The sequence below is a fragment of the Methylobacterium sp. FW102-HT35C08 genome, assembly GCF_058790235.1.
The window spans coordinates 5,809,301-5,826,222 of record NZ_JBYTCL010000002.1 but is presented as its reverse complement, the minus strand read 5'-3'; the positions used below and the strand labels follow the sequence as shown (position 1 = coordinate 5,826,222).

At 68.2% G+C, this 16,922-nt stretch carries 15 protein-coding genes; 4 read left to right on the top strand and 11 right to left on the bottom strand.

Annotated elements, in window-relative coordinates:
* Window positions 1-78 precede the first annotated feature (78 nt).
* The 3 genes from prfB to AC3WSN_RS27900 form a co-directional block, all read right to left on the bottom strand.
* Window positions 79-1,207, bottom strand: a protein-coding gene (prfB, locus tag AC3WSN_RS27910; protein ID WP_100794053.1) for a peptide chain release factor 2 whose coding sequence is annotated in 2 segments (ribosomal slippage) — window positions 79-1,137 and window positions 1,139-1,207 — 1,128 coding nt in all. Because the reading frame shifts where the segments join, the coding sequence is not laid out codon by codon here.
* A 195-nt stretch (window positions 1,208-1,402) separates the two neighbouring features.
* Window positions 1,403-1,762, bottom strand: coding sequence for a hypothetical protein (locus AC3WSN_RS27905; protein ID WP_192706438.1), 360 nt, complete (start codon window positions 1,760-1,762; stop codon window positions 1,403-1,405).
* Between the two features lie 114 nt (window positions 1,763-1,876).
* On the bottom strand, window positions 1,877-2,089 hold the full coding sequence (locus tag AC3WSN_RS27900) for a hypothetical protein (RefSeq protein ID WP_210032360.1): 213 nt from the start codon (window positions 2,087-2,089) through the stop codon (window positions 1,877-1,879).
* Window positions 2,090-2,419: 330 nt separating this feature from the next.
* Between AC3WSN_RS27900 and AC3WSN_RS27895 the strand changes: the two genes are divergently transcribed.
* Window positions 2,420-2,632: a DUF4287 domain-containing protein gene (locus tag AC3WSN_RS27895; protein ID WP_492542372.1), complete on the top strand. Its 213-nt coding sequence runs from the start codon at window positions 2,420-2,422 to the stop codon at window positions 2,630-2,632.
* Between the two features lie 400 nt (window positions 2,633-3,032).
* On the opposite strand, the gene bchE is transcribed toward AC3WSN_RS27895, so the two are convergent.
* From bchE to AC3WSN_RS27880, 3 genes are all read right to left on the bottom strand, one after another.
* Window positions 3,033-4,583, bottom strand: a complete 1,551-nt coding sequence (gene bchE, locus AC3WSN_RS27890) for a magnesium-protoporphyrin IX monomethyl ester anaerobic oxidative cyclase (protein ID WP_492542370.1) — start codon at window positions 4,581-4,583, stop codon at window positions 3,033-3,035.
* Between the two features lie 304 nt (window positions 4,584-4,887).
* Window positions 4,888-6,105 (bottom strand): LL-diaminopimelate aminotransferase, encoded by a 1,218-nt coding sequence (locus AC3WSN_RS27885; protein WP_192706434.1) that lies wholly within the window; start codon window positions 6,103-6,105, stop codon window positions 4,888-4,890.
* Window positions 6,106-6,214: 109 nt separating this feature from the next.
* Complete coding sequence (locus tag AC3WSN_RS27880) at window positions 6,215-6,565, bottom strand: hypothetical protein (RefSeq protein ID WP_192706433.1); 351 nt, start codon at window positions 6,563-6,565, stop codon at window positions 6,215-6,217.
* 252 nt (window positions 6,566-6,817) lie between these two features.
* Here AC3WSN_RS27880 and AC3WSN_RS27875 point away from each other — a divergent pair, with 252 nt between their 5' ends.
* Window positions 6,818-8,599 (top strand): PHA/PHB synthase family protein, encoded by a 1,782-nt coding sequence (locus AC3WSN_RS27875; protein ID WP_492543307.1) that lies wholly within the window; start codon window positions 6,818-6,820, stop codon window positions 8,597-8,599.
* 165 nt (window positions 8,600-8,764) lie between these two features.
* Here AC3WSN_RS27875 and AC3WSN_RS27870 read toward each other — a convergent pair whose 3' ends face one another.
* Window positions 8,765-10,078: an OmpP1/FadL family transporter gene (locus tag AC3WSN_RS27870; RefSeq protein WP_492542367.1), complete on the bottom strand. Its 1,314-nt coding sequence runs from the start codon at window positions 10,076-10,078 to the stop codon at window positions 8,765-8,767.
* Window positions 10,079-10,492: 414 nt separating this feature from the next.
* Between AC3WSN_RS27870 and AC3WSN_RS27865 the strand changes: the two genes are divergently transcribed.
* Window positions 10,493-11,377, top strand: coding sequence for a fumarylacetoacetate hydrolase family protein (locus AC3WSN_RS27865; RefSeq protein WP_192706430.1), 885 nt, complete (start codon window positions 10,493-10,495; stop codon window positions 11,375-11,377).
* A gap of 78 nt (window positions 11,378-11,455) precedes the next feature.
* A complete protein-coding gene (gene bioB, locus AC3WSN_RS27860) occupies window positions 11,456-12,454 on the top strand; it encodes a biotin synthase BioB (RefSeq protein ID WP_192706429.1) in 999 nt (332 codons plus the stop codon).
* 149 nt (window positions 12,455-12,603) lie between these two features.
* Here the strand turns inward: bioB and AC3WSN_RS27855 are convergent, their stop codons facing one another.
* The 4 genes from AC3WSN_RS27855 to mnmA all read right to left on the bottom strand — a co-directional run bounded on the left by AC3WSN_RS27855 (window position 12,604) and on the right by mnmA (window position 16,892).
* Window positions 12,604-14,082, bottom strand: a complete 1,479-nt coding sequence (locus AC3WSN_RS27855) for a sensor histidine kinase (RefSeq protein WP_492542364.1) — start codon at window positions 14,080-14,082, stop codon at window positions 12,604-12,606.
* 197 nt (window positions 14,083-14,279) lie between these two features.
* Window positions 14,280-15,062: a TVP38/TMEM64 family protein gene (locus AC3WSN_RS27850; RefSeq protein ID WP_492542362.1), complete on the bottom strand. Its 783-nt coding sequence runs from the start codon at window positions 15,060-15,062 to the stop codon at window positions 14,280-14,282.
* Window positions 15,059-15,712 (bottom strand): class I SAM-dependent methyltransferase, encoded by a 654-nt coding sequence (locus tag AC3WSN_RS27845; RefSeq protein ID WP_192706426.1) that lies wholly within the window; start codon window positions 15,710-15,712, stop codon window positions 15,059-15,061. The genes AC3WSN_RS27850 and AC3WSN_RS27845 overlap by 4 nt, the downstream gene beginning before the upstream one ends.
* A gap of 25 nt (window positions 15,713-15,737) precedes the next feature.
* Window positions 15,738-16,892, bottom strand: a complete 1,155-nt coding sequence (gene mnmA, locus AC3WSN_RS27840; protein WP_192706425.1) for a tRNA 2-thiouridine(34) synthase MnmA — start codon at window positions 16,890-16,892, stop codon at window positions 15,738-15,740.
* Between the last annotated feature and the right edge of the window lie 30 nt (window positions 16,893-16,922).

The window sequence follows — 16,922 nt, the reverse complement described above, 5'->3', positions numbered from 1 at the left end:
CGACGCTGATCGATGGCGCACCGCCCTGTGTCGCTTCGCTGCGCTTGTGATGACGGTGAGGCAGCCCTCGCTGCCGCCTCAGTCGATATCCTCGACCGCCTCGCCGCCGCCGTAGACTCGCTGAGCGAGCGACGCCTCCATGAATGGATCGAGGTCGCCGTCGAGCACCTCGTCCGGATCGGTGGACTGGGTGCCGGTGCGCAGGTCCTTCACCAGCTGGTACGGCTGCAGAACGTAGGACCGGATCTGGTGGCCCCAACCGATATCGGTCTTGGAGGCGGCCTCGGCGTTGGCCTTCTCCTCGCGCTTCTTCAGCTCGGCCTCGTAGAGCCGGGCGCGGAGCATGTTCCAGGCGGTCGCCCGGTTCTTGTGCTGCGAGCGCTCCTGCTGGCACGCCACCACGATCCCGGTGGGATTGTGGGTGATGCGCACCGCCGAGTCGGTGGTGTTGACGTGCTGGCCACCGGCGCCGGACGACCGGTACGTGTCGATCCGGCAGTCGGATTCCTTGATCTCGATCTCGATCCGGTCGTCGATCACCGGGTAGACCCAGACGCTGGCGAAACTGGTGTGCCGCCGGGCGCTGGAATCGTAGGGTGAGATCCGCACCAAACGATGCACGCCAGACTCGGTCTTGAGCCAGCCATAGGCGTTGTGGCCCTTGATCAGGAGCGTGGCGCCCTTGATCCCGGCCTCTTCGCCGTCGGTCATCTCGACGACCTCGACCTTGTACTTCCGGCGCTCGGCCCAGCGGGCATACATGCGCTGAAGCATGTTGGCCCAGTCCTGGCTCTCGGTCCCGCCGGCGCCGGCATGCACCTCGAGATAGGTGTCGAACCCGTCGGCCTCGCCGGACAGCAGCGTCTCGACCTGCCGGCTCGCGGCCTCCTTCTCGACGGCCAGGATCGCCGCCTCGCCCTCGCGGATCGAGGATTCGTCACCCTCCATCTCGCCGAGTTCGATCAGCGTGGCGCCGTCCTCAAGATCGCGCTCGAGCTTCTTGATCGCCGTGACGGCCTCGTCGAGCTGCTGGCGCTCGCGCATGACCTTCTGGGCGGCCTCGGCATCATTCCAGAGGTCGGGGTTCTCGGAAGCCGCGTTCAGCTCCGCGAGGCGTTTATCGACTGTATCCCAGTCAAAGATGCCTCCTCAGCAGCCCTATAGACTGCTTGGCGGCATCCGAGGCTTGCTCGATCTCGGCGCGCATCTGGTTTTTCGGGAATGAGGTGTAGGAGAGAGATGGTTCGTGTCGGGCCGGGGTGATAGCCCCCGGGGCGCGGCCTGTAAACGCCGCGGCCCCGCGTCGCCATCACCACGGGCGGGTGCCCGTTCGAAGGGACAACCGCGCGCCGACCTGAGACGCCCGGGCGGATTTCGCGTCCCGCGGGCGCCTTGTGGCGGCTCAATACCGCGGCGGGATGATGTAGGCGGGCGCGATCACGTACTCCTTCGGACGCTTGCGCGCGCCGAAGCGGCCTTCGGTGATCTGGTCGCTGAAATAGTCGAAGCCGGTATAGCCGAAGCCGCCGCCGTTCATCACCTCGGCCACCGGCACTGGCGGGACGGCGAGGTCAGGGCGTCCCGGCGGCACGATCACCTGGCAGCAGCCCTCCGTCCGGAGGACCGTCGGACCGTTCGGGGCGGTGAACACGAAGGCCCGCGGCTGGTAGGGCGCGGTCGGGTAGGCCGCGTCCGACGCAGAGGCGCCCTGCCCCGCCCCGAGGGCGAGCAGTCCGGCGAGGATCAGGGTCTTGGTGCTCACGCGATGCTCCGTCACGGGGGCCGGCCGGGCCGGCAACTGGCCTACACTCTAGCTGATCGCGGGCGGATTGTCCGGCCTGTCCAAGCCGACCGGTTACCGAAACGCCGGACCGGATCAGCCGCGGGCGCGCAGGACCACCTGCGGGCTCGCCGGCACGGGACGGCAATCCGTCATGAAGGTGTTGAGCGGCAACGGCTTCGAGTCGCACGCGTACACGTCCGCCGGCCCCGGGGCGGGCACCGGATCCCGGGCGATGATCGGGTTCGGCGCGCAGGCCGAGGCCGCGGCGGCAAGCAGCAGGGCGGCGATCAGGTTCAGGCGGCGCATGCGGCTCTCGGGACGCGGGAAGACCCCCGCGGCTGACCCTGGCCATCGCAATCCGCCCTGACAAGCGTCGGCGCAGGACCTGGTTGCCTTTGGCGAGGCCTGTCGCCCCGCGGCAACAATCCGGACCGGACTGCCGGTGGCAAGGTCGGTCGCCTGGGACGCGGCCGTGTCGGGCGCACCGGATCTGTTTGGCAATTGAATCTTCCGGCGACGGCCTGCCTCCGAGCGGGTCTTGACGCGCGGCCTGCATCAACCGGTAAAGTGCCTCGCACTGTGAACGACCGCAGGATCGAACCGCCGCCCGACGCCACCGTCCGGAGGATGCTCGCCATGTCTGCTGAAGCCACCAAGGGACTGGCGTCGTACTTCCCATCCATCGAGAAGACCTACGGACGCCCCATCGGCGAGTGGCTGCAACGCGTGCGCGACAAGCTTCCGTCCAAGCACATGGACCTGGTCGCGATGTTGAAGACCGAACACGGGATGGGTCACAGACAAGCCAACGCGATCGTGGCGGCGGTCCTGGCTGCAGAGAAGCAGTGATCGACACGCGGCGCGGCGGATCGAATAGCGGTCGGATGACGTTCCTCACCGCCTACACTGGCCAAACAAGAGGAACGCCCATGCGTATTCGCTATCTGCTGCCACTCGTCGGCTTGCTCGCGCTCACGGCTTGCAAAGACGAGAAGAAGGCTGAGAATCCCGCGCCTCCTCCGCCCTCTGCCAGCACTGCGCCGGCAAACCCCGCGCCGCCGGCGACGACGACAAATCCGGCTCCCGCCAACAAGCCGTAGCCGACGAGCCCTGAAGGAGGCGGGCCCTGGCACGCCTCCCGAGACCACAGGGTCCATCAATCGCAACCGGGGCTGATGTCGCCGCTCCGGACGCGAAACTCATACTCGGGGGCGTGAGCTGGACGGGCCTGGCAGAACGTGGCCTTCGATTAAGGGGCACCAACAGTGCCGTGCGTCGTAGCTCCGATCAGGTGAGGCTTCGGCGAACGGGCCGCACTGGAAGCCTCTTCCTCGTGGTCGTGTGCCGCGCCGAGATGATCGAAGACTGTTCGGCCGTCAGCTCGAGCGTGGTCCAGGAATATAAACGCCGCTATTTCGTGGATCCACACTCGACGACCCATTCGATAGTACCAGCGGATTGCGTGCCGTATCTTCGGATCCGGGTGCCAGATCCACCTCATAAGCGCTCTGGGGCGAAGCTGCGCGGCGGCTTCGATCAATTTGACCCAAGCAAAGAGACGGACCGGCGACATACGAGACATGCCTAAGACTTGATGCTTGTAATCCCATTTCGTCAAATCTTGCTGCACAACGAGACGGTTTTGCGCGAGACGATAGTAAGGGGTCCAACGATGCGGCGTCACATAAAGTGCCTGGATCTGGTCCGCGTCGTATGAGATGAGCTGGCGAAGCCCGCGCAACAGATCTGAGTCGGTCTGATCATCGAAGCCGGCAACCCACGTTGCCATTGAAAGGATGCCGTGCTGCCGCAGGAGGCGAATGGCCTCGCGGTCACTGGCAATTGCGCCTCCCTTCCGGATCAGTTTCAACGTCGCCGCGTCGGTATTCTCCATTCCCATGAGGAAGCGTTCAAAGCCAGCCTTCTTGTAAAGGTGAAGAATATCGGCATCGCGCACGATGTCATCAGCGCGGGTCGAGCCCACCAAAGTGACCGAAATATCTTCCTCGATCAGGGCTTCGAGGAGGGCTCGCCAGGGCTTGCGACCGGCGCTGGGATTTTCGTCAGCGAAATTGAAGACCTCGACAGCATGGTCACGGTGCAAGCGGGCGATTTCCTTCGCAAGCCGCACAGGATCGCGATGACGCCAACGTGTCCAGAAGCCCCGTTGGCCACAGTAGTTGCAGAGATGCGGACAGCCGCGAGAAAATTGGATCACGACCGCGCGCTTGCCACCCCAATAACTGTAACGCGCATGGTCTATAAGCTCCCATCCAACGCGATAAGCATCGAGATCGATGATTACGGTTGCCGCACTTGTTGCAACAGGCTTCCCGTCGCGGATGAAGGCGATACCGTCGATGTCGCTCAGAGAATGATCCAGATCGATCGCCCGCATGAGACGTCGTGCGGTCTCTTCGCCTTCTCCCCGCACGATTGCCCGGACATGTGGTTCTTGCGCGAGGATCTCCCGCCAAAAATAGGTTGGATGAACGCCGCCGTAGATGATCGCGACATTGGGCAGGGCCTGAGCAACGGCGGCGGATACTTGAGCGATGATAGGGTGGCCCGACGACGAACCTGAATGGCCGAACAAGACGGCTTCCGGCTTCCGCGAGATGATCGTCGTCGTCAGGTCCGTGAGTTCGATGGGACCGAGTTCCGCATCGATCAACTCGACCTCGTGCCCGTCATCAATGAGGGGGCCGCCGATGCAGAGCAGACCGAAGGGAGGCAGCTGCTCCTTGGGAATGCGGCTGCCGATGGCCGGATGAGGCACGTTGACGAGAACAATCTTCAATCTCGCACCCTTCGGTCGGCGACATCGACCGAGTATGAGCGCCACTTCGGCAAAAAATGACAAACGACTTGAGGGCGTGACTTTCGGCACCGGCCTCAACGAAGGGCGAACGTCCGCTTCCGGAAGTTTCTGGGAGCTAAGGAGCGTCCTGCATGGGTCGAAAGCAGACCCGCGCGCCCGATACCGAGCCTCGGCTATCGACGACAGAAGCCGCCGCCCCGGTGGCACCGGGACGGCGGCTTCAGATCTTGGCGACACCGCGCTCGCTCGTGACGAACCGGATCTCGGTTCGCCGGGCGGCGCCTCAGCCGACGCGGGCCATGGGCACGACGTTGTGCAGGGTCTTGTCGCCGCCGTCGAAGAAACGACGGACGTTGCGGGCCGCCTGCCGGATGCGCTGCTCGTTCTCCACCAGCGCGATGCGGACGTACTCGTCGCCGAACTCGCCGAAGCCGATACCAGGCGCTACCGCCACGTCGGATTTCTCCAAGAGCAGCTTGGAGAATTCGAGGCTGCCCATTTCCCGGTAGCGCTCCGGGATCGGAACCCAGGCGAACATCGAGGCGGCGGGCGACGGGATCGTCCAGCCGGCCTTGCCGAAGGATTCCACCAGCGCGTCGCGGCGCTTCCGGTAGATGCCGCGCATCTCGTTGATGCAGTCGTCGGGCCCGTTGAGGGCGGCGGTGGCGGCGACCTGAATCGGCGTGAACGCGCCGTAATCGAGATAGGACTTCACCCGGGTCAGCGCCGCGAGCAGGCGCTCGTTGCCCACCGCGAAGCCCATGCGCCAGCCGGCCATCGAGTAGGTCTTCGACAGCGAGGTGAACTCCACCGTGCAGTCGATCGCGCCCGGCACCTGCAGCACCGACGGCGGCGGGTTGCCGTCGAAATAGACCTCCGCGTAGGCGAGGTCCGAAAGCAGGATCAGCTCGTGCTGCTTCGCGAAGGCGACGAGGTCCTTGTAGAAGTCGAGGCTCGCCACGTAGGCGGTGGGGTTCGACGGGTAGCAGACCACCAGGGCGACCGGCTTCGGGATCGAGTGGCGCATGGCCCGCTCGAGCGCCGGGAACATCGCCGGGGTCGGCTCGGCCGGCACGGAGCGGATCACGCCGCCGGCCATCAGGAAGCCGAAAGCGTGGATCGGGTAGCTCGGGTTCGGGACCAGCACGACGTCACCGGGGGCGGTGATCGCCTGGGCCATGTTGGCGAAGCCTTCCTTGGAGCCCAGGGTCGCCACGACCTGCGTGTCGGGGTTGAGGCTCACGCCGAAGCGGCGCTGGTAATAGCCGGCCTGCGCCCGGCGGAGGCCCGCGATGCCCTTCGAGGCCGAGTAGCGGTCGGTCCGCGGCCGGCCCGCCGTCTCGCACAGCTTGGCGATGACGTGCTTCGGCGCGTCCAGATCCGGATTGCCCATGCCCAGGTCGATGATGTCGGCGCCCTGCGCTCGGGCGGCGGCCTTGATCCGGTTGACCTGCTCAAAGACGTAGGGCGGCAGTCGCTTGATGCGGTGGAAGTCAGTCATGGGCGTGTCCATCGGCGCGTCCCGAATCTGGCGTCTCTCGTCTGTGCCGGTCGCGCGAACCATCTGCCGTAGCAGATTTGCGCGCCGTCGCCGACCCACAAAAGCGTTGCTATTGCGGGGGCGCCGGGGCCGGCTTGATCGTGGCCGCGGCGCCCTGGCCGGCACTCGCGGCGGCGCGCCCGCGCGCCTCGTTGCGCCCGCGGGCGCCCTCCAGCTCCGCCTCCAGGGCCTTCTGGCCGGTGACCGACTTCGCCCGAACCGAGCGCTTTGGCGCATCGACGCCCACCGGCATGAAGTCGGGCTGCTCCTTGCTGCGGGACTCCGCGACGAAGTCCGGCGCCGCGACTTTTCGTGGCCCGTAGCCTGCATCGGAGGCCAGGGAGCGTACGACGTCGCCCGAGCAGGCCGCCAGCGATCCCGCCAGGAACGCCACGACGGCCGCACCGGCGATCCGAGGCATCGCGGCACCGCGATGCGCACGCGCGACGGGGTTCAAAATGGCGCGCTCCATCGTCACATGCCCATGAGAAGATCGGCCGGATGTTTCGGCGACGTCGGGAGCCGGGCTGGCGAAACCTCTGGCTCGCTCCTTATTTTGTCGGAAACGAGGCCCGCGCCATCGGGCCGACAGACCAAACACAGGGAGGCACGCTTGACGAGCCCGCAGGCGCCGGATCGGACCGCACCTCCGAAGTCGGTCTCAAACGGTGCGATGCCGGACGGGATTCAGGCCCCGCTTCCGGATATCGAGGCGCTGACCCGCAATGCGGGTCAGTTCGTGGAGGCGATGGGCCGCAACGTCGGTCGCCTCCTCAAGCCCGAGACCCAGGCCGGCGGCCCCGGCGACGAGCTGAGCGATGCGGCCAAGGTCCTGGGACAGGTGGCCGAAACCTGGCTCGCCGATCCGAAGCGGAGCGCCGAGGCGCAGGCCCGTCTGTCGCAGGCCTTCCTGACGCTGTGGGGCTCGACCTACCTGCGCCTGCAGGGCCAGCCGGCCGATCCAGTGGCGCTCCCCGAGTCCCGGGACGCGCGCTTCGCCCATGCCGAGTGGTCGACCAACCCGTATTTCGACTTCATCAAGCAGGCTTACCTGCTCGCCACCCGCTGGGCCGAGAGCCTCGTCGACGAGGCCGAGGGTCTCGACGCGCATACGCGCCACAAGGCGCAATTCTACCTGCGCCAGCTCACCAGCATGCTCTCGCCCTCGAACTTCCTGCCGACCAATCCGGAGCTGATCCGCCACACCCTGCAGGAGAACGGCGCCAACCTCGTCCGCGGGCTGAAGATGTACGAGGAGGATCTGGAGGCCGGCGGCGGGCAGCTGCGCGTGCGCCAGACGGATCCGAGCGGGTTCGAGGTCGGCCGCAACATGGCGGTCACCCCGGGCGAGGTGGTGTTCCGCAACGACCTGATCGAGCTGATCCAGTACGCGCCCACCACCGAGACCGTGCTGAAGCGCCCGTTCCTGATGGTGCCGCCCTGGATCAACAAGTTCTACATCCTCGACCTCAATCCCCAGAAGAGCTTCTTCAAGTGGATGGTCGATCAGGGGCTGACCGTCTTCTGCATCTCCTGGGTGAATCCGGATACGCGCCACGCCGACAAGGATTTCGAATCCTACATGCGCGAGGGGATCGAAGCGGCCATCGACGCGATCGGCGTCGCCACCGGTGAGACCGAGGTCACGGCGGCCGGCTACTGCGTCGGCGGCACCCTGCTCGCCGTGACGCTGGCCATGCAGGCGGCCACGGGCAACCGGCGGATCAAGAGCGCGACGCTGCTCACCACCCAGGTCGACTTCACCCATGCGGGCGACCTGAAGGTCTTCGCCGACGAGGAGCAGATCCGCCAGATCGAAGCCCGCATGGCCGACCAGGGCTACCTGGAGGGCGCCCGGATGGCCAACGCCTTCAACATGCTCCGGCCGAACGACTTGATCTGGCCTTACGTCGTGAACAACTACATCAAGGGTAAGACGCCCTCGGCCTTCGATCTGCTGTACTGGAACTCGGACGCCACCCGGATGCCGGCGGCCAATCACTCCTTCTACCTGCGCAACTGCTACCTCAACAACACGCTGGCGCAGGGCCGGATGGTGCTCGGCAACGTCCGCCTCGACCTCAAGAAGGTTCAGGTGCCGATCTTCAACCTCGCCACTCGCGAGGACCACATCGCGCCGGCCCTCTCGGTGTTCGAGGGCTCGAAGGCCTTCGGCGGCAAAGTCGATTTCGTGCTCGCGGGCTCGGGCCACATCGCCGGCGTGATCAACCCGCCGGCCAAGCCGAAATATGGCTACTGGACCGGCGGCCCGGTGAAGGGGACGCTGGAATCCTGGATCGCCGCCGCGGTCGAGACCAAGGGCTCGTGGTGGCCCTACTGGTTCCAGTGGATCGAGGCTCAGGCGCCCGAGCGTGTCCCGGCCCGGCAGCCGGGCGGCGACGCACTGCAATCCCTGGGGCCGGCCCCGGGGACCTACGTGCGGATGCGCGCCTGAGGCGACGCATCCCGAAATCGGAACGGGATCGGCGCGATAACCGCACCGTCGTCACGAGCGAAGTGACCCAGGGCAGCACGACATCCGTCAGCGTGGCGCTACCCTGGATTGCTTCGCTGCGGGCGCGAGGACGGCGACAGCGAAGCGCTCAACCAGAGCTGGCTTTCAGTACTTCCGCACCAGCGGCGCGGGGGCCGGGGCCGGCGGGGCGCCGAACACGTAGCGGAAGCCCACCGAGACGATGTCGGCGCTGGAATCGACCACGCCCGCGAAGGCGATGTTGCTGACGTTGTAGTCGCGCCCGATGCCGGCGAGGATCCGCGACCGGTCCAGGAAGAAGTGCGAGTAGGCGACGTTGAGGGTCAGAGCTTGGCTCCAGCGGTAGCTGGCGCCGACCGAGACGTTGTAGCGGTCGCCGTCGGGCAGGCGCACCGACCGGTTCGAGAAGTCGATCGGCGAGGTCTCGTAGGCGAAGCCGGTCCGCAGGGTCAGGTTCGCGCTGGCGTCGTACTCGGCGCCGATCGAGTAGGTGTAGCCGTCCTTGTAGTTGAGCGGCAGGGAGTTGACCGGCAGGCCGAGCGTCTTCGAGACGATGCCGATATTGCCGAGCCTCGACCAATTGTCCCACTCGAAGCCGAAGTTTACGCGGGCCACCGGCGAGATCGCCTGGGTCAGGCCAACGCTCAGCTTCTCGGGCGTGTTCAGCCGCGCGCGGACCTGCCCGGCCAGCGGCGCCAGCGCGACCAGCGGCACGCCGATCGAGCCGTCGATGTCGTGATGCACCGAGGAGCGGTAGCCGATGCCCAGAACCGTCCCGTCGCGGGGCGTCAGCGTGGCGCCGGCAGTGAAGCCCGCGCCCCAGGACTCACCCTTGAGGAAGGAACTCGGATAAACGGTCGGCTGAATGCCGGGGATCGGCAGGGCCTGCCGCAGGGTCAGGCGGAAATACTCGATGTTCGGGCCGGCCGCGACCGACAGCCACTCGTTGACTTTGAAGCCGAGCACCGGGTTGATCGCCAGCGAGAAGATCCGCGACGAGCGCCCGTAGACCTCGCCGGCCCACACGTCGCGCGGCTTGGTCACGAGACCGAACGGGGCGCCGGTGGAGAGGCCGAGCCAGAGGCGGTCGTTGAGCTGATAGGAGGTGGCGCCCGCCGGCACCACGGCGCCCTGGCCGATATCGCCGGAGCCGCCCAGCCGCGCGAAACCCGGATTGGTGCCGAGATCCGGACGGATCGTGGAGGACAGGCCGATGAAGGTGAAGTTCTGCTCCGCGACGAAGCCCGGGTTCATCGTGATCGTCGCGGGATTCCAGAAGATCGACGAGACGCCGCCCGAGCCGGCCGCCGCGCCCGCGAAAGCGAGGCCCTGCGCCTCGGTGCTCTGCTCCCGGATGCCGAAGGCGCCCGCTTGCGCTTCCCCGACGCCGAGGATCGCCACCGTGGCTGCGAGCATCGCCGCGCGCACTGTCCCGCCCATCTTGTTCCCCCAGATACTTTGTTCTGACCGGCACCGATTGCTTGCCCGAAACCCGTTATCCGACGCCGTTTCGTGCATGGTGCCGGTTTTACGAGCTGAATCGCAACGACCATTTCCCTATCCGGAGCCAAGACGAGGCACGGAGTAACGACTGCGATCAACGCCCACGCACAAGTGCAGCGAAACGATCATCAGTAGTCGCCGCTTAAATCTTGAGTTGCCTCCGACATTCTTTGCCATGAATAATAGATCCGGAAATCACCGGATCTGCACTTTTCCGCCGGCCTGTTGCACGGTTGCGACACCCCATGTGGTCCGGCGACCCGGCCTGTGCGCTTGCGCCGGGACGGGCGCCCGGCCATGGTCCCGCCGTCCGGCGCAGACCGGCACCAGGGAAGGATGAGGAGTGCGGCGATGAAGCTCTTCCGGCACGGCCCGAGCGGCGACGAGAAGCCCGGCCTCGTGGATGCGCATGGGGGGCTGCGCGACTTGTCGGGAATCGTCCGGGACATCACCGGCCCGGCGCTGGCGCCCGAGTCGCTGGCCCGGCTGCGGGCCCTCGATCCCGAGACCCTGCCGAAGCTGCCGCCGGACGTGCGGCTCGGCCCCTGCGTTGGCGGCACCCGGAACGTCGTCGCCATCGGGCTGAACTTCGCCGACCACGCCGCCGAGACCGGCTCGCCGATCCCCGCCGAGCCGATCATCTTCAACAAGGCGCCGTCGAGCCTGTGCGGACCGAACGATACGGTAATCATTCCCAAGAGCTCGCACAGCACCGATTGGGAGGTGGAGCTCGCCGTCGTGATCGGCCGGCGCGCCAGCTACGTCCACGCCAACGAGGCGCTGAGCTACGTGGCGGGCGCCTGCATCTGCAATGACGTCTCCGAGCGCGAATGGCAGATGAACCGCGGCCCGACCTGGACCAAGGGCAAGAGCGCGCCGACCTTCGGGCCGCTCGGCCCGTGGCTGGTGACCCTGGACGAGATTCCCGATCTGAAGAATCTTGCCATGAGCCTCGACGTGAACGGTGAGCGCCGCCAGACCGGCTCCACCGCGACGATGATCTTCGACGTGCCCCAGCTCGTCGCCTACACGTCGCATTTCATGCTGCTGGAACCCGGCGACGTGATCACCACCGGCACCCCGCCGGGCGTCGGCCTCGGCATGAAGCCGCCGCGCTACCTCAAGGCGGGCGACGAGATGGTGCTGCGCATCGAGCGGCTCGGCGAGCAGCGCCAGAAGGTCATCGCCTTTGACGATTGGACCGCCAAGGTCTCGGCCGGCCAACCGACCGATTGAGAGGCCGCGCCGCCTCCGCGGGGTCCGCTTCGCGCGGAGGCGCTTGATTTTTCGTCGCCGATCCCACTCAAGGGAACCATGAGCCAAGCCGCCGACCCGCACGCGACCGATATCCGCCACGACTGGAGCGTGGCCGAGATCCGCGCGATCCACGACCTGCCGCTGATGGACCTCGTGTTCCGGGCCGCGCAGCTGCACCGCCGGCACAACGACCCGGCCGACATCCAGCGCGCCTCGCTCCTGTCGATCAAGACCGGCGGATGCCCGGAGGATTGCGCCTACTGCCCGCAATCGGCGCACCACAAGGGCGCGGGCGTCGCCCGCGAACGGCTGATGCCGGTGGAGACGGTTCTGGCCGAGGCCGCCGCCGCCAAGGCCGCGGGCGCCCAGCGCTTCTGCATGGGCGCCGCGTGGCGCCAGCCCAAGGACGGCCCGGAATTCGATGCGGTGCTGGCGATGGTGCGCGGCGTGCGCGGGCTGGGCATGGAAGCCTGCGTCACCCTCGGCATGCTCACGCCCTCCCAGGCCGGCCGCCTCGCCGAGGCGGGGCTGACGTCCTACAACCACAACCTCGATACCGGACCGGACTTCTACGGCGACATCATCTCGACACGGACCTACGACGAGCGGCTGCGGACGCTAGAGAACGTCCGCGAAGCCGGGATCGGCGTGTGCTGCGGCGGGATCGTGGGGATGGGCGAGGGCATCACCGACCGCGCCGCGATGCTGCAGGTTCTGGCCAACCACGCGCCTCAGCCCGAGAGCGTGCCGATCAACGCGCTCGTGGCGGTGCCCGGCACGCCGCTCGAGGACCAGCCGGCGATCGATCCGTTCGACCTCGTGCGCATGTGCGCCACCGCGCGGATCGTGATGCCGCGGTCCCGGGTGCGGCTGAGCGCCGGCCGCAAGAGCCTGACCCGCGAGGCGCAGGTTCTGTGCTTCCTGGCGGGCGCCAACTCGATCTTCTACGGCGAGCGGCTGCTCACCACCGCCAATAACGGTCAGGACGACGATGCCGCCTTGCTGGCCGATCTCGGCATCCGCGTCGGCGAGCCGGTTCGCGCCGCGGCCGAGTAGGCCGCGGACGCCGCTTCACCGGCAGCGCTCCGCGTCTCTTCGAGCGGAGCGAAGCAATCCAGTCGGCGTAACGCATCCCTCTGTCGCGCCACCCTGGGTCGCTGCGCTCGCGATAACGGTGCAGGCTCCATCAAGCACGCGCGATCGCGTCAGCCCTCCGGCAGCGCGATCCGGAACCGCGCACCGGGCTCGCAGCCGTCGAGGCTGAGGGTGCCGCCGTTGATCCCGATCAGCTCGGCGGCGATCGGGAGGCCGAGACCGGTGCCGCCGGAGCGCATGGATCCCTGGAACGGCGCGAACAGGTTCTCCCGGGCGCGCGCCGGCAGGCCCGGGCCGTTGTCGGCGACCAGGATGGTCACGCGGCCCGGCTCGCCACGGCAGGCGGTGACCCGCACCTCGGCGCCCTCGACCGCCGCGCCGTCGAGGGCCTGCACGGCGTTGCGGACGAGATTGGCAAGCGCCCGGCCGAGCTGCTCCGGATCGGCCTGGACACTCAGGCCGCCCGCCGCGACCTGAACGGCGACGGGATGCCCCGCCAGAGCGGCCAGATCCGGAAGCTCGGCGAAGATCGGCGCCAGCGGCGTGCTGGTCAGGTTCGGCGCCCGCTCGGAGACGCGGCCGTAGGCGAGGGTCGCCTCGCAAAACCGGATCGCCCGGGCCAGCGTCCCGACCAGGCGCGGCGCCACCCGCTGCACGGTCGGATCGGCGGTGCCCTCGAGGCGGTCGCCCAGGAGCTGGGCGCCGGTGAGCAGGTTGCGCAGCTCGTGGCTGATCTTGCTGACCGCGAGACCCAGCTCGGCCAGCCGCCGCTTCTGGCGGAGCTGGTCGGCGAGGCTGCGCTGCATCCGCCCGAGGGCGAGCTCGGCCTGCCCGATCTCGTCGCTGCGGCGGGACGGGGCGATGATCCGGCCGGCATCCTCCGGATCGTCGGCGAAGACCGTGATGCTGGTGGCGAGCCGCCGGACCGGGCGCACGATCAGAACCTGCAGCACGACAAAGACGAGGCCCGCCGCCGACGCCGCGATGATCAGCGACGAGACCAGCAGGCGCAGGGCGTAGTCGATCATCGCGGTGCGCAGCGGCGCCTCGTCGAGCAGGATCTCGACCCGCTCGAAGCCGATCCCGCCCTCCCCGACCACGCGGATCGGCTCTCGCACCGGAGCCACGAGCGTGCGCCACGCGCCGCGGATGGCGGACAGGGAGGTCACGTCCCGCAGATCGACCGTGTCGGCCACGGTTTCTGGCATCGGCTCGATGGCGAGCAGGCGCTGGGCTCCGCCGCCGCGAACCGCAATCGCCCGCGCGTTGACGCCGGCGAGCAGCCGGCTCTCCAGCGCCTCGGAGACCGGTTCGCCGGTCCTTCCGTCCAGCACCAGGGCCGCCACCTGGGCGGCGGCCAAGCGGTCGGACATCCACTCGATCCGGTAATTGGCCACCGCTGGCACGTAGGTCAGCACCTCGGCCACGACCACGAAGGCGACGGTGACGAGGAACAGCCGGCCGGACAGGCCGAGACGCGCCGCGCGCCGGTCGAGGCCCTCGCGGGTGGAGGCTGTCCCCGGCGCCGGCGGAGCCGCGGCCGTGGTGTTGGACTCGAGGGTCACGCCGGTCATGCTCCGCGCGGGCATCGCAGATGGGGATCGGCGGAGTGGAGGTCGTAGGTGCTCGAGCCGGTCCCGGCCTTCGCGGAGAACATGTTCGCAAGCCACAGTTTCGCAGGCGGGACTACAGACTCTCGATGGCGAGCACTATACGGCAACCACCCGCACGCGGTTGCATGCGTTCTTAGACACAGGAACACATGAACCGCTTCGAAATGCGGAGCTCAACAGCGCCGGGCGCGCCGGCTCACCAGCAGGCTCGCCAGGGCGAAGACGGCGAGCAGGACAAGCCCGGCCACCATCTTCGGCGTGACGAGCGCTCGCAGCGCCAAGGCATTGTCGCAGCCGCCCTCGCCGGTCGCGAGGCACGCCGCCTTGGCGGTCTCGTGGGCGGCGACCACGTCCTCGATCCCGGCCCCCGTGGTCGCGTAGACGAAGGCGCCCGGTAGCAGGCCCAGGAAGGTCGCGAGGACGAAGACGCGCATCTTCACGCCGAACGCGGCCGGCGCGATATTGGTCACCCAGAACGGGAACAGGGGCAGCAGACGCAGGATCACGATGTAGCCGAAGGCGTCGCGGCGAAAACCCTCGGCGAGACCCGCCAGGCGGGTGCCGCCGATCCGGCGGAGCAGATCGGCGCCCGGTCCGCGGCCGATGGCGAACACAATCGCGGCGCCCGTGGTGGCCGCGCAAACCGCGGTGAGCGCCCCCGGCAGGATCCCGAACAGGAAGCCGCAGATCATGGTCAGGATCAGCGTGGCCGGCACCGACACCACGACGGCCCCGACATAGAGGCAGTAGGCCGCCACCAGCGCGCGGAGATAGCCGACCTCCACGAAGCCGCGCAGCCAGGCCCGCGAGGCGAGCAGCCGATCGAGGCTCAGGAGGTGCGCGGCCCCCGAGACGAGCACGATCACCGACACGCTCAGGAGCAGCACCAGCGGCAGCCAGCGCAGACACCGCCGCCAGCGCCCCTCGGCGACGGGTGCGGGCGCGATGTCCCTCACCCGGGCTTGCGCATCCGCAGGATCTTGAAGAACCCGCCCGGGAAGGTCGGCTTCAGACCGACCACCTCGACGCCGTTGCGCCGGGCCCAGGCCTCGATCCGGGTGGCCTTGAAGTCCGACGACCAGCCGATCTTGGTGCAGAGCGGCGCCACGATCTCCTCGACGCGGGCGACGGGACCGTCGCTCTGGCCGAAATGGTTGGCGAGCACGATGCCGCCGCCGGGCCGCACTACGCGCAGGAACTCCGACATCGCGGCCTCGGGATCGGGCACCAGGGTGATCAGGAACTGCGCCACCACGGCGTCGAAGCTCGCATCGGCATAGCCCAGGTGGCAGACATCCATGACCTGGAGGCCCTTCACGTGGGACAGGTTCCGGCGCCGGACCTTGGCGCGGGCGCGCTTGAGCATGTCCTCGGACAGGTCGACGCCGCAGACGAAGCTCGCCTTCGGGTAATAGCCCAGCGCCAGCCCGGTGCCGACACCGGCCTCCAGGATGCGCGGACCGTGCTCGGCGGCGGCCTCGACGGCCGCGCGGGCCGCCGGCTCCGTGAGCTTGTCGTAGACCACGTCGTAGACGGGCGCCCAGCGGGCATAGGCCTTGCGCATCAGGGCCGTGCTCGGCCCGGCCATCTGCGGCTCGCTCAGCATCGTTCGCAATTTCCAGAGGTTGAGATCAGGCGGCCTCGCGGGGCCGGGCCGACAACGCGTCGACGCGCCGGATGGTGCCGCCGCCGAGTACCCGCGCCCGGGGGCCGTCGTCCGCGTAGATCGCGCAGGCCTGGCCCGGCGACACGCCGTCCTCGGGCTCGGCGAGCACGATCTCGGCGGTGCCGTCAGGCCCGCCCGTGAGCGTCGCCGGGCGCGGCGGCCGGGTCGAGCGCACGCGCACCGCCACGGCAAGGTCGCGCACGGTCTCGACCGGGCCTGCGCCGAGCCAGTTCAGGTCCGAGAGGCGGATGCGGGTCGTGGCCAGCGCGGTGCGCGGACCGACCACCACGCGGGCCGTATCCGGCTCCAGGCGCACCACGTAGAGCGGCTCGGGCCCCGACAGGCCGAGCCCCTTCCGCTGCCCCACCGTGTAGTGGACGATGCCGTCATGCCGGCCGAGCACGTGCCCGGCGAGGTCGACGATCTCGCCGGGCCGCGCCGCGTCCGGGCGCAGGCGGGCGATCACGTCGCTGTAGCGGCCCTGCGGCACGAAGCAGATATCCTGGCTGTCGGGCTTCTCGGCAAGCGACAGACCGAGCTCCTTCGCGAGCGCGCGCGTCTCGGTCTTCTCCATTTCGCCCAGCGGGAAGCGCAGGAAGTCCAGCTGCTCGGCCGTGGTGGCGTAGAGGAAGTAGCTCTGGTCCCGGGCGGGATCGAGGGCGCGGTGGAGGGCCCGCCCACCGCCCGGCAGCGCGCGGCTCGCCACGTAGTGGCCGGTGGCGAGCGCGTCGGCGTTCAGGTCCCGGGCGAGGCCGAGCAGGTCGCGGAACTTCACCGTGCGATTGCATTCGACGCACGGAATCGGCGTCTCGCCCGCGAGATAGCTCTCGGCGAACTTCTCAATCACCGCGTCGCGGAACCGGTCCTCGTAATCCAGGACGTAGTGCGGGATGCCGAGATGCTCGGCCGCGGCCCGGGCGTCGTTGATGTCCTGGCCGGCGCAGCAGGCGCCTTTGCGATGCGTCGCCGCGCCGTGATCGTAGAGCTGAAGCGTCACGCCGACCACGTCGAAGCCCTGCCGCTTCAGCAGGCCGGCCACCACGGAGGAATCGACGCCGCCCGACATGGCGACGACGACGCGCGTCTCGTGGGGGGCTTTGGGAAGATCGAGCGCGTTCATCATGAAGGTCCGCAGCCGCCGGCTCGGAAG

Coding starts and splice junctions, on each gene's coding strand:
- AC3WSN_RS27885 (WP_192706434.1), bottom strand. CDS start 6,105: ATGACTGACTTCCACCGCATCAAGCGACTGCCGCCCTACGTCTTTGAG.
- mnmA (WP_192706425.1), bottom strand. CDS start 16,892: ATGAACGCGCTCGATCTTCCCAAAGCCCCCCACGAGACGCGCGTCGTC.
- AC3WSN_RS27870 (WP_492542367.1), bottom strand. CDS start 10,078: ATGGGCGGGACAGTGCGCGCGGCGATGCTCGCAGCCACGGTGGCGATC.
- AC3WSN_RS27865 (WP_192706430.1), top strand. CDS start 10,493: ATGAAGCTCTTCCGGCACGGCCCGAGCGGCGACGAGAAGCCCGGCCTC.
- AC3WSN_RS27895 (WP_492542372.1), top strand. CDS start 2,420: ATGTCTGCTGAAGCCACCAAGGGACTGGCGTCGTACTTCCCATCCATC.
- AC3WSN_RS27880 (WP_192706433.1), bottom strand. CDS start 6,565: ATGCCTCGGATCGCCGGTGCGGCCGTCGTGGCGTTCCTGGCGGGATCG.
- bioB (WP_192706429.1), top strand. CDS start 11,456: ATGAGCCAAGCCGCCGACCCGCACGCGACCGATATCCGCCACGACTGG.
- AC3WSN_RS27845 (WP_192706426.1), bottom strand. CDS start 15,712: ATGCTGAGCGAGCCGCAGATGGCCGGGCCGAGCACGGCCCTGATGCGC.
- AC3WSN_RS27855 (WP_492542364.1), bottom strand. CDS start 14,082: ATGCCCGCGCGGAGCATGACCGGCGTGACCCTCGAGTCCAACACCACG.
- AC3WSN_RS27900 (WP_210032360.1), bottom strand. CDS start 2,089: ATGCGCCGCCTGAACCTGATCGCCGCCCTGCTGCTTGCCGCCGCGGCC.
- AC3WSN_RS27875 (WP_492543307.1), top strand. CDS start 6,818: ATGCCGGACGGGATTCAGGCCCCGCTTCCGGATATCGAGGCGCTGACC.